Here is a 12,105-nt window from a genome sequence, read left to right on the forward strand (position 1 = left end):
CCCCCAAAAGTGAAGAACAGCTACGAAGCTTATTCAAGTACTTTCGGGGGTGCCCCCAGAACTTCTTGCCTGAAGGCTTTATCCGAAAGAGCGATTAGCTCATATCAATCAACGTTTCGCACACGGTCTATTAGACCGCTGCACTGGCTTTATTACTCACTCATTGTTCAGTTTTCAAAGGGCTGATCTGTCGTTTCCGTTCAGAAGTCTCTGAAAATGGCGACCTATTCAATATACCACATTCACCTAGTCAATTGCAAGCTTTTTTTAAACTTTTTTTTGACTCGACTTGCTCAACCTTTACCACTTGTTGGACAAGCCGTTTGAAGCGGCGAAAATTAATTTACCACAGAATGCTTTCTTCTGTCAACCCTTCTGCATCGACTTTTTTTCGAGGGATCTAAACCGGGCAAAAAACAACCGTTTTTACGCAGACAAGCTGCTGAATACCGGAATTCATTATTTTGAACTTCCCAATAGTTCTGCCAATTTTGCGCGTGTTTTATTCGGCAAATCCTTTCCCGCTAGCTGCAAATTACTTTTTCAGAATTAACTTGGGAGAGTTAACATTCGTATTAACAAGGTTTTACTGCGAATAAGTGGTCCTCATAAAATACACTGCTTCCTCGTCGGCCAGTGCTGTCCCCCCTTCAACAGGCGGAGCTTTAGGATGTACGGAATGTTCGTTGACCAAAGACTTTTTAACCAATGCATTAAGCAACAAACCTACATCAACCTTGTGATTACCGATCAAAGGATGGGAAACAAGCTTGCTTATCGTCCACTGCTCACGCTTATCAGCTAACAGATCGAGCAGCAGCTTACAGCAGCTCTCCATCTTTGACATGACGGCAAATTCACAGGCAAGCATAACCAGCTGAACTCTCAGCTTTATAGACTCTGTACTTAAAATAAGCTCTTCATACAGTTTGTATACTCCGGTGTTTATTTTTTTAACCTGCTCCCAAACAGAGAAGGCAGGATAATGGCCATGTTCGATTATGACTATCCGCGCCCAACGATGCAGGGTTTTCACAATCCAGGAATAGGCGTCCATATATTGCTCAGCCTGATATTTATCCCTTCCGCATAAGTACAGCTCAAAAAATTGGGAAAACTCATTTAACAATAGCTGTTCCTTCCACTCTTCGGGAAGCCGGGAAAGCTTTAACTTTAAGCGGAGGAGCTCACCGTTTCTGTCCAGCAGCAGTTCACCTTCAACCACTAAGGTCCCCCAATTATTCTCATTATGCAAAAGCTTCTCTTCGAGCTCTGCGATCGTTAGCCACTGTTCTTGTAACCTGTACCCTTCTTTTATATAATAGTGAAGAGTATTAGGATGTACTAATGTCTCAGTGATGACGAGAGCCGTATATTGAAAACCGCTGGTCAAGGAGCATGCCGGAGAAGGAGCACTATAAAAGACAACTCCTATGACTTCTTCTATGTGGTTGAATTGTTGGATAATCGTTTGCCGTAATGAGTCCATCAGAGATTTCCTCCAGTCCTGGGAAGTACAATAAATGAAGTCTGTTTTACTTTATAACCGTCAGGTGCTTTAATAGTCACAATTAATTTTTACAAAGTCTTTCTTATCACGGGTTTGTAACTAAAACGGCTGCCCAGGTTTTTTTGACAATTTGGTGTCATGGTTGCTTGTTTAAATTACTTCTACACTTTTTAATATTTTCCTTCTGTTAATAAATACAACCGAGAAGCAAATTCATAAATGATTTTAATCTGCATAGGTACAGTACGATTCTGTTTAAACTGCGCGTTTATTGATTCAACATTCCTTAGATATATTTATGGAATTGATTCCTCAAGCTAATTTATTAAAGAAAGTAGTGAACCAGCAATGATATTGAAATCAAGCAAAATAAATGAATTCCGGCTGTGGGGCCTGCTGTTGACCATGTTTGGTCTTGGCTTAATGATCGTGGGTTCGATCGGAATTGTGTATGATTGGGGATTGGTTGGAAGAATTTTCGCCGCAGTTTTTCTTGTGCTCGGTCTGATTAGCATCCTGGGAAGTATGGCAGTATATTTTTGGGCGGGAATGATGTCCACATCTGCGGTATCTATACGCTGCCCAGAATGTAATCGAATGACCAAAATGATTGGCAAAACGGACCGCTGCATGTTCTGCAAAACAATTTTATCCACTGACCCGCAGCACGCCCCATCAGACGAGGAATTGCTCGAATCAGAGCAAAGTGATCCTTCAGCGATGACGACTAGTGAAGCTCATTCCGAATCCAAGGATCGCGGATAGAAGAGATTGAACAGTCATGGCAATGCTTCATGGCATACAATCAACATCTTAAGTAAAAAGCTGGCGAATCGAGGTTACCCCCGATCTACCAGCTTTTTTTGATTCAAGGCTCCATGTTGTCTCTTATAACTTCCCATATATCCGGGGTTTCAAAACCTCGGCTCCATGAAGCGACCCCGCCTAGATCATATTTATTAATAAGTTCTATCCGGCTTTTCATCGAAACGGCATCCTCAATCCAAATTTTATTGGTCTTCCCGTCCTCTATAAATTCCACATAATGCTGCCCGGTTTCTTCGTCAAATTCAGGGATTAAGGACTTCTCTGCCAGCAGGTCGTTCACTCTTTGCATGGATACCGCTCGCGAGGAAACTTTGGTCTGACCGTCGACAACTTCCTCCGTCCATATTCTTGTATAGAACGGAACCCCCAAAAGCAGCTTAGACGGGGGCACGCCGTCTTCCTCAATGATGCGCGCAATACCATCCTCTACCCAAGGCAGGGAAGCTACCGAGCCTGCGACCGGACTGCTGCCCCAGTGCTCATCATAAGTCATCACTGCCATGTAATCGACTAAGGGAGCAATCGCTTCACGGTCCATAAATAAGGAATACGTGGGGGAGCCGCCCTTAATGGTCACATCAATAGAAACTACAAGCCCTTGCTCGCGCAAAATCGGGGACAGCTCTCTCATAAACTGAACCATCATTTCTTTGTCTTCCAGGTATACATTTTCGAAGTCAACATTAATCCCTTGAATATTGTACATTTGTGCATAAGTTACCAATTGCTTAATCATATACATTCGTCTTTCGTAAGTAGAAAGTGCTTGGCTGGTCAATTCAGGATCAAAACTATTGGTTACCAAAGCCCATACTTGATAGCCTTGATTACTAGCCCATTTAGCAAATTCAGCGCTTCCTTTATTAATTAAGCGACCTTCTTCATTTTCCAAATGAAACCATTGTGGACTGATTACATTAACCCCGGGCATGGGAGAAATACTATCAGTATCCGGATGACGGTTATAAACCTGCTGCCAAGTCAGATTGATTTTTCCGTCTACCGGCTTCCAAGGCTCGGTTACAGCTGGCGGCTCCTCGATAGGAAACACCTCCGTCTCCCCCATCGCCACCTCTTTTTTATTCATATATCCGGTTAGACCATTCGGAAGCTGAACATAATACCAACCTTCCTCTTCTTCCCCCCAGATCATGACCCGTTCATGGACATCCACTTCCGTATATAAAGGAGCCTTAACCGTTGGCTCGGAGCGCAGTGCTCTTGCTTTTCGCCCGATAACTTGCCCCCATTGTACAATATCTCCTTCACGGTGAACAATGATCGCTCCCGTCTCGGCCGATTCCCTAATGTGCAAGTTATACAAATCCATAAGCGGTTCTACGGGTACCCAGATTTGATCGTTCTCCCTCGTTACTGAAAAAAGCAGCTCCATAGGCTTGTCATTAACCATCGCGGTTAATTCGCTGGTCTTGAGCTGGACAACCTTGTTCCATGTTGTGATGATGACCGATTCACTGGCCTCGTCAAAAATCATATCCGGGTCGACCCATTCCTGCAAAAAGGAAAAAGGAAGCTTGAGTCCCTCTTCACTGCCTATAGCGGTTGGTTCATAGTGAACGCCCTTATAAAAAACCGGCTTTTCCGCTTCCCATTCCGCCTCTATTTTTTCCGAATTCGGCCAATACAGAAGCCAATAAACGAACGCGGAAGAACCCGCTGCCAATAAAATAAACAAAAGAAGAAATCCCGGCCACAACGATCGGCGTCTTCGAGAGCGCCGCGGCAAACCGGATATTGAGTAGGATGATGATGGCATAATTCCCTCTCTTTCCTGTAGAGCCTGCCCCTGTCATCAGGGCGATGACAATAATACGAATCTATTAGCTTTTGGCTTCCCCTGCCAAAGGCTGTGTTCGAGACAAAGAAAAAGGACGCCCAAGCAAGCCCCGATGGATTGCCTGGCACGTCCTATACCCTACTTTGTTAGAATCCAGCCAGGGATAAGCGGTTTCAACCGTCATCCCAGGACGGTATTATGATTAACCTGTCCACTTTAATGCGTAGTAACATTCAAACAGCTTCGGCAAATTCCGAAAACCTCCACACGGTGTCCTTTGACAACAAATCCGGTTTCCTCAGCCGCTGTCTGCTCAATCGCGGTTAAGGTTGGATAATGAAAATCCACGATGACCCCGCATTTCTCGCATTGGGCATGATAATGATTGGACATATCGGCATCAAAACGGCTGGAATTATCCCCAAACGTTAGCTCGCGAACCAAACCGGACTCAATAAACACCTTCAAATTATTGTAAACCGTAGCCACACTCATGCTGGGAAAACGGTCTTCCAGTGCTTTATAAATGTCGTCAGCCGTCGGATGCTCCTTAGAATCCAACAAGAACGATAAAATTGCATATCGTTGCGGAGTCATCCGGATTCCTGAATTTTTTAGTTTATCTAGGGCTTGCTCAAGCTTCATGCTCATGATGGTCACCACCGTTCTTGTGTACAGCAAATGTGTAAAAAATTAATTAAAGAAGATATATAATCATTGTAAGTGGGAGGGCTCTAATTTGTCAATTGTACCATAACTTCCATAAGTGTGGAAATATTTGCTACGCGCTTTCCAGGCTTATTTTCTGCACTCCGGAAATGGCCTTGAGATCATCTGTCATGACAGCAAGCAGCTTAGGCTTGTTAACAATAATCATAATCGATAGCTGCAGCTTCTCCGGATGCTGCGGATCAACATCCTCCATTTTCATTTTACGCACCAGAACGCCTTTAGTTTCCAAGTATGAGGAAATTTGTGTTAGCGTTCCTTCCTTTTGCGTGGTGGTGAGCTTGAGCCAATAAGTTCTTTTATCCGTAAAATATTTCTTCTCAACAATGTTCAGAATCCACAAGCTCAGCAAAACAAATGCTGTAGCCAGAAACGCTGCGTAGTAAAAGCCGGCACCAACAGCTAGGCCAATAGCCGCAGCAACCCAAAGGGAAGCAGCCGTAGTGAGCCCTTTGATCGAAAGGCCGGTACGAATGATTGTCCCCGCACCGAGAAAACCGATACCCGGAATAACTTGGGCAGCCAGACGAGCAGGATCAATCCGTACATTAAATTCATTGGCGAATTCCGCAAAGCCATAAATAGATAAGAGCATTAACAGAGCGGAACCTACGCAAACTAAGATATGAGTTCTCAGGCCGGCGGGATGGTTGTTCTTCTCCCGCTCCAAACCAATAAATCCGCCTAATATTAAAGCCAAAACCAGCCGGATTGTTAAATCTAAGGGATGTATATACCAAGGATCCAATTTTTTCCCACCTTGACCGATATTAGTTTGTTATATTGTATCATAAAACGCTGCAATATAAAGCGGTTATTTTGCACAATGCATATTGTAAGCCAAGCATTTTATCCGATAAGAATAATCATTAACAATAGAAGAAACAGCCGGTCAACCGGCTGCCGCGGCTTTCAAACTATGACTTAATCCAAAACGTTAGCGATACCCCCGCTTCCGTCTTCACTTCCGATTGCTTACGAAAACCGAGCTTCTCATACAGCTTCATTGCCGGGATATTCTTTGTAGACGCGTACACGGCAAGCGGGGCATGCTGCGGCTTTATTTGATCAACATATTGAATCAATGAAGAAGCAATGCCCTTTCGAAAATGGTCAGGGCATACCATCAGACGCGTAATATACGTATAAACGCCTTCCTGCTTAAAGGCAATCACACCTGCAAAAGGCCGGTCCTCTCCTGCCGGGGAGCTTTGTTCGTCCGTCGATTTAAACCAGCCCAAAAAGCTTTCTCCCGAAGCAGCCAGTGAAGCTGCCGTATCTTTTAACGGAGATGGATCAGACAGGCCCAACCACTGCGCTTCCAGCAAATATGCTTTCATTTGAAGCTCCAGTACGTTTAGCGCCTGTCTAAAATCATCCACATTAATGGCTTTTATCATCATGAGAAGCAGGCTCTAAGCCTGAAGCTTGGCCATGATTAACTTGTTGACGAGACCGGGATTGGCCTTGCCCTTCGTTTCCTTCATTACCTGACCGACCAGGAAGCCGACCGCGCGGTCCTTACCTGCCTTGAAGTCGGCTACAGATTGCGGATTGCGCTCAATCACCTGATCGACAATGGCTTGAATAGCACCTTCGTCGCTGATCTGAACGAGGCCCTTTTCCTCAACAATGACGCCAGGCTCTTTCCCGGATTCCACCATTTCCTTGAATACGGTTTTGGCAATTTTGCTGCTGATTGTTCCTTTTTCGATTAGTCCAATCATTTCGCCAAGGCCTTTTCCGGTAATCTTGACATCGCCAAGCTCCAGATTGTTGGCATTCAAATACCCGAGCAGCTCTCCCATCATCCAGTTGGAGACCGCCTTAGCATCCTTAGTATACTGGAGACTTTCCTCAAAGAAATCAGCCAGCTCCATGGAGGAGGTCAACACTTCGGCGTCATAGCGGGGCAAGCCATATTCTTCCACATATCTGGCCTTACGGGCATCGGGAAGCTCCGGAATGGTCGCGCGAACTGCATTCATCCACTCTTCATCAATATAAACCTTGACCAGATCCGGGTCTGGGAAGTAGCGGTAGTCATGCGCTTCTTCTTTACTGCGCATAGATAAGGTTTTGCCTTGGGCTTCATCCCAGCGGCGGGTCTCCTGAACAATCCGCTCCCCTTGATCAAGCAAGTCAGCCTGGCGCCACTCCTCATATTCCAACCCTTTTTGCACTCCACGGAAGGAGTTCATATTTTTCAATTCGGTTTTGGTTCCGAATTCTTCTTGTCCAAACGGGCGCAAGCTGATGTTGGCGTCGCAGCGCAGCGAACCTTGCTCCATTTTGACATCGGAAACATCACAGTACTGCATAATCGCCTTCAGCTTTTCCAGATAGGCTCTGGCTTCTTCCGGACTGCGCAGATCCGGCTCCGAGACGATCTCAATAAGCGGTGTACCTACACGGTTAAAGTCAACCAGGGAAGCTTGTCCGCCTTCGACATGGGTCAGCTTGCCCGCGTCCTCTTCTAGATGAAGACGGGTAATGCCGATACGTTTCGTCTCGCCGTTCACTTCAATTTCAATCCAGCCGTTCTCGCCAATAGGCTTGTCGTACTGGGATATTTGATAGGCCTTCGGTGAGTCGGGGTAGAAATAGTTTTTGCGGTCAAACTTGGTCTCTTGAGCAATTTCACAGTTCAGCGCCATCGCGGCCTTCATCGCATAGTCGACCGCTTGCTTGTTCAATACGGGAAGTACCCCTGGATGCCCAAGGCAAATCGGACAGGTATGCGTATTGGGCGGGGCTCCGAAGGATGTGGAGCAGCCACAAAAGATTTTAGATTTCGTATGAAGCTCAACATGAACCTCAAGACCGATGACGGTTTCGTATTTTTTGGTTGTGGTGGTCATCCGATTCATCCCTCCTACAATTGCGGACGCCGCTTATGGAATTCGGTGTTTTGCTCGAAAGCATGTGCCACCCGCAGGACGTTAGCCTCATCCAAAGCTTTTCCGATAATTTGTAAACCGACCGGCATTCCTTCCACATCACCGCAAGGAATACTGATAGCAGGGACACCCGCCAGATTAACCGGAATGGTCAGTATATCATTTAAGTACATAGTTAACGGATCATCAATTTGCGTACCAATTTTGAAAGCTGTCGTCGGAGCTGTAGGGCCGATAATGACATCATAGTCCGCGAACACTTTTTCAAAGTCCTGCTTAATGAGCGTACGAACCTTCTGCGCTTTCAAATAATAAGCATCATAATATCCGGAGCTTAGAGCATAAGTACCCAGCATAATCCGGCGTTTGACCTCGGGGCCGAAGCCTTCGGAGCGGGAGAGATGGTACAGCTCTAATAAATTGTTGGCATTGGCTGTACGCACTCCGTAGCGAACTCCATCGTAACGGGCCAGGTTGGAGGATGCCTCCGATGATGCCAGCAAATAATAAGTAGCCACAGCATATTCCGTATGCGGCAAGGATACTTCTTCCCAAGCGGCGCCTAGACCTTCAAGCACTTTTAAAGCGGAGAGCACGGATTCTTTAACCGCTGGATCTACGCCTTCACCCAGATACTCTTTGGGCACTGCTATTTTTAATCCTTTAACGTCTCCAGTCAAAGCGGAAACATAGTCGGGAATGTCAACATTAGCCGATGTGGAATCCATCGGATCATGGCCGGCAATGGCTTGCAGCACATAAGCTGCATCCTCGACGTTTTTGGTCAGCGGCCCGATTTGATCCAGTGAAGAAGCAAAAGCGACCAAACCAAAACGGGACACAAGCCCATAGGTCGGCTTTAAACCAACTACGCCGCAATACGAAGCGGGTTGACGAATGGAGCCGCCTGTATCCGAGCCCAGCGAAAAATAAACCTCTCCGGCCGCAACAGCCGCCGCTGAACCGCCGCTTGATCCGCCCGGTACATAGTCTAAATTCCATGGGTTATAGGTTGGATGAAAACCGGAATTTTCGTTGGAGCCCCCCATAGCAAATTCGTCCATATTCAGCTTGCCTACCGTTACGGCTTGTGCCTCTTTCAGCTTGGAGACGACGGTAGCATCATATACTGCTGTATAGTTAGAAAGAAACTGGCTGGCGCAAGTAGTCGGCAGCCCTTCAGTTGCCAAATTGTCTTTGATGCCTGCAGGCAAGCCAAAAAGCAGGCCGCGTTCAGCATTCTCGGATAACTGCTTGTCCAGTTCCTGTGCGTGTTTTTGCGCATTTTCCCGATCCACGTGTAAAAAAGCCTTGACTTTGCCGTCGACTTGCTCGATGCGATTCAGGGATTCGCCAACAACTTCGGCAACACTGAACTGTTTGGCAGTCAGGCCTTTATGTATTTCCTGTAATGAACGATCCAATAAAGACACTGCGTGTCCTCCTTTCGTTAATGAACACCTATTCCAACACTGCAGGGACCTTGAATTGTCCGTCTTCTTCCTCCGGAGCGTTCAGGAACACTTTCTCCACCGGCAAGGAAGGGCGGTTCACATCTTCTCTAAGCACATTCGATACAGGAACGACGTGGCTTGTCGGTTCAACCCCGTCTGTATCCAGCTCGTTAAGCTGCTCGGCATACTTCAATATCGCATTAAGCTGTCCGGTAAATGTCTGTTTTTCTTCTTCAGACAGCTCCAGACGGGCAAGTTTGGCCACATGCTCAACATCTTGGATGGAAATACTCATGCTTGCATCGACATCCTTTCTTTAGCTCATTCTTCTCATTATAGCTTACTTGTTTTTCTAACTCAATCGTTCCCCTAGTTCGCTCATAAGGTTAGAGATGTTATACCCGCTAGCCTGAACACAAAAAACATTCTTCCTTCTTGAGACCTCAGCTTCAGGCCCTCCTTCAGGGAAGAATGTAGATTCCTGCATTATATGGCGAATGGAAAGTCGCTAGGGCATCCGGTAAACCGACAGTCCGCCTTCAAATCCAAGCCTTTAGACTAACTTGTTTAATAAAATCTTTCTGTGACATGACTTCCTTCTCCGAATCGGAAGGCTCTTCGCTTGATTCCCCATTCATAATACGCTTAAACAATTCTTCGTTCCTGGTTGCCAATGCGTAATCAATCAAGGCTTCCCTCTCCACCTGCTCGGCTTCCTGCCTTAAAAGCACTTCTTCCAACTCTATATCACTAGCGGGAACGAAGTAATGTTTGTTTGTTTTCGGAACCCGCACAACATAATCAAATACGTTATCCGCATTGCGGTCATAAGCAATAATGTATCCGTACTCTCCTACAGGTAAATTTTGCTCAAAACTATCATGGATAATATAGATTTTCTGACCTAAACGAAGCATTGGTGTTCCCCCCTTTGCTCTCATGCCCGTGTAAAATAAATGGTGTCGATAAAAGAGATTATGGTCTATCCTACTAAAAAAAACGGAACGTGTCCAATACTATATTCAATCTGGACAGATAAAAGACCACATCCTGCCATATTTCCACAATGCTGCGGCCAACTACCGGAGGTAAACAGCTAGTGAAGGCACGGCAAGCGTATTACCCCTTCACGGGAGCGTGTTAATTTTTCAAAACCGTCTGAAGTAATCGCGTAGGTGTTTTCAATGCCAACTACTCCTTGACCGGGAAAAGTGAACTTCGGTTCAATGGCGATAACCATGCCTTCTTCCAAGGGATAGCGGAAGCCTCGGGCGAGAATCGGCAGTTCATCGATTTCTAGACCGACACCATGCCCCAAAAAGCTTACCTGGTCCCGGTCGAAGCCCATAAAGTGCTGGCGGAGCCCCGCGCGTTCAGCCATTTCCAGAGCTAGCAAATATAAATCCTCGCATATAGTGCCCGGCTTTAATCTCGCTTCTGTCTCCCGCAAAATCTCTTCAGCCACGCGATAGGCTTGTTCCAGGTGTGGAGCCAGCTCCCCGATGACGACCGTACGCGTCTGATCTATTAAATACCCCTCGATGCAGCAGCCGATATCTACAAGAATAGGTTCATTGGGCTGAATGCGCTTTTGTCCTGCGCCTTGCGGGGTAGCCGCGCCTAATCCCTGCCCTCCCGCCGGGCCATCAAAATACGTAGGAATAGCCGCCGCCGAACCGGACCCGACCATCCCGGTAATGATCTCCTGATTATAGCCCCTCATCCTCATCTGGCCCGAATGCCCTTGTCGCCGGCTCTCCATTTCAACAAGCCGGACCAGCTCCAGATCCGTCATGCCAAGCTTTAATTGGGCAAGCGCATGCTCCAGGGCTGCATCCGTAACCTGGGCCGCTTTACGGATGGAGTCCAATTCATCGGCATCCTTTATCATTCTAACCTCGCGAATCAGCTTCGAGCCGTCTTCCCATACAAACCTGGAAAGAGCAGCCTCCAGCCTCCGAAACCATTGCACCGGAAGAACATCGAACTCCGTGGCGATGACAGGACGCCTGCCATTTGCATAAAGCTCAGGATAACGGGCGATCAGCCGTTCCTCCAACGTCCGAAGCGAACCCAGCTCCTCTACGGAACAAGAAGATTCCTCCTCTGCTCTCAGCACACTTCGGCGCACATAAAATATCGGTTCACCGCGGGCAGGAATAAATAAATATCCTGTTTGCATGGAGCCGTTTAAATAATACATGTCAACATTCTGCGTCACCCAAAACCCATCCCAGCCCAGCTCTGCGAGCTTGGAACGAAGCTTCTGCTGTCTGATCCGATAGCGCTCCACCAGCACACCACACTCCCGGTAATTATTTTCTCTATCAGCCTTCAAAACGTTTAGTTTGTCTATATCAGGTTATCACCTGGTTGAGGAAATCGAATTAGGCAAAATCATGCTTTCTAAAGCTGCAACTCCTACATTCCATTATACACAGTCTTTTCCTGCCCTACATCCTGGAATCTTCAATAAAAACGGCAGAACGGTAAAGTCTAAACCGCAAATCAAAGTCATTTAAACGGTAAAAGTCAATTAAAAACGGGGCTGTCCGAAAAGCGGCCGTTCAGCCAGATAGCTGGAATAAGCAACCCCCAACCCGCGGCCAGCGGCCCTGAGGCGAATTGTATGTGAGAGTGTATGCGAAAGAGTATGTGAAAACAGTCATGCCATTGAATTCTCAGGCCCAACTCCAGCATGAAAATACCAAGGTTGGCGGGGTTCGAGGGCTTGTTGCCTGCGGTTTGTACGAAATGTCGTACAAATGCATGGGGTTGAAGTGCGAATACCGGAGATTTGTATGAAACGTCGTACAAATGTAGGGGATTGAAGGGCAATTACCCAAGATTTGTATGACAAATCGTACAAATACAGGGGATTGAGGT

Annotated in this window: 11 protein-coding genes; 1 reads left to right on the forward strand and 10 read right to left on the reverse strand. The window is 46.5% G+C overall.

Going from position 1 to position 12,105, the window contains the following annotated elements; all coding sequences use genetic code 11:
• Nucleotides 1–586 precede the first annotated feature (586 nt).
• Nucleotides 587–1,489, reverse strand: coding sequence for a nucleotidyltransferase-like protein (locus PSHG_RS28550; protein WP_010277348.1), 903 nt, complete (start codon nucleotides 1,487–1,489; stop codon nucleotides 587–589).
• 369 nt (nucleotides 1,490–1,858) lie between these two features.
• Between PSHG_RS28550 and PSHG_RS21055 the strand changes: the two genes are divergently transcribed.
• Nucleotides 1,859–2,275 (forward strand): DUF2614 family zinc ribbon-containing protein, encoded by a 417-nt coding sequence (locus PSHG_RS21055; RefSeq protein WP_010277351.1) that lies wholly within the window; start codon nucleotides 1,859–1,861, stop codon nucleotides 2,273–2,275.
• Nucleotides 2,276–2,378: 103 nt separating this feature from the next.
• Here the strand turns inward: PSHG_RS21055 and PSHG_RS21060 are convergent, their stop codons facing one another.
• The 9 genes from PSHG_RS21060 to PSHG_RS21100 all read right to left on the reverse strand — a co-directional run bounded on the left by PSHG_RS21060 (nucleotide 2,379) and on the right by PSHG_RS21100 (nucleotide 11,512).
• A complete protein-coding gene (locus tag PSHG_RS21060) occupies nucleotides 2,379–4,034 on the reverse strand; it encodes a glycosyl hydrolase family 18 protein (protein WP_162137298.1) in 1,656 nt (551 codons plus the stop codon).
• A 318-nt stretch (nucleotides 4,035–4,352) separates the two neighbouring features.
• Complete coding sequence (locus PSHG_RS21065; RefSeq protein ID WP_010277358.1) at nucleotides 4,353–4,787, reverse strand: Fur family transcriptional regulator; 435 nt, start codon at nucleotides 4,785–4,787, stop codon at nucleotides 4,353–4,355.
• A gap of 130 nt (nucleotides 4,788–4,917) precedes the next feature.
• Nucleotides 4,918–5,613: an MgtC/SapB family protein gene (locus PSHG_RS21070; protein WP_010277361.1), complete on the reverse strand. Its 696-nt coding sequence runs from the start codon at nucleotides 5,611–5,613 to the stop codon at nucleotides 4,918–4,920.
• A 169-nt stretch (nucleotides 5,614–5,782) separates the two neighbouring features.
• Complete coding sequence (locus PSHG_RS21075; protein WP_010277364.1) at nucleotides 5,783–6,268, reverse strand: GNAT family N-acetyltransferase; 486 nt, start codon at nucleotides 6,266–6,268, stop codon at nucleotides 5,783–5,785.
• Between the two features lie 12 nt (nucleotides 6,269–6,280).
• Nucleotides 6,281–7,726, reverse strand: coding sequence for an Asp-tRNA(Asn)/Glu-tRNA(Gln) amidotransferase subunit GatB (gatB, locus tag PSHG_RS21080; RefSeq protein WP_010277366.1), 1,446 nt, complete (start codon nucleotides 7,724–7,726; stop codon nucleotides 6,281–6,283).
• Between the two features lie 14 nt (nucleotides 7,727–7,740).
• A complete protein-coding gene (gene gatA / locus PSHG_RS21085) occupies nucleotides 7,741–9,198 on the reverse strand; it encodes an Asp-tRNA(Asn)/Glu-tRNA(Gln) amidotransferase subunit GatA (protein ID WP_010277368.1) in 1,458 nt (485 codons plus the stop codon).
• Between the two features lie 28 nt (nucleotides 9,199–9,226).
• Complete coding sequence (gene gatC / locus PSHG_RS21090; RefSeq protein ID WP_010277370.1) at nucleotides 9,227–9,514, reverse strand: Asp-tRNA(Asn)/Glu-tRNA(Gln) amidotransferase subunit GatC; 288 nt, start codon at nucleotides 9,512–9,514, stop codon at nucleotides 9,227–9,229.
• A gap of 244 nt (nucleotides 9,515–9,758) precedes the next feature.
• Entirely contained in the window at nucleotides 9,759–10,136 is a 378-nt protein-coding gene (locus tag PSHG_RS21095; protein WP_010277372.1) for a hypothetical protein, read from the reverse strand.
• Nucleotides 10,137–10,315: 179 nt separating this feature from the next.
• Nucleotides 10,316–11,512 (reverse strand): M24 family metallopeptidase, encoded by a 1,197-nt coding sequence (locus PSHG_RS21100; protein ID WP_085980224.1) that lies wholly within the window; start codon nucleotides 11,510–11,512, stop codon nucleotides 10,316–10,318.
• Between the last annotated feature and the right edge of the window lie 593 nt (nucleotides 11,513–12,105).

It is taken from the genome of Paenibacillus senegalensis JC66 (assembly GCF_000285515.1).
GTDB lineage: Bacteria > Bacillota > Bacilli > Paenibacillales > NBRC-103111 > Paenibacillus_L > Paenibacillus_L senegalensis.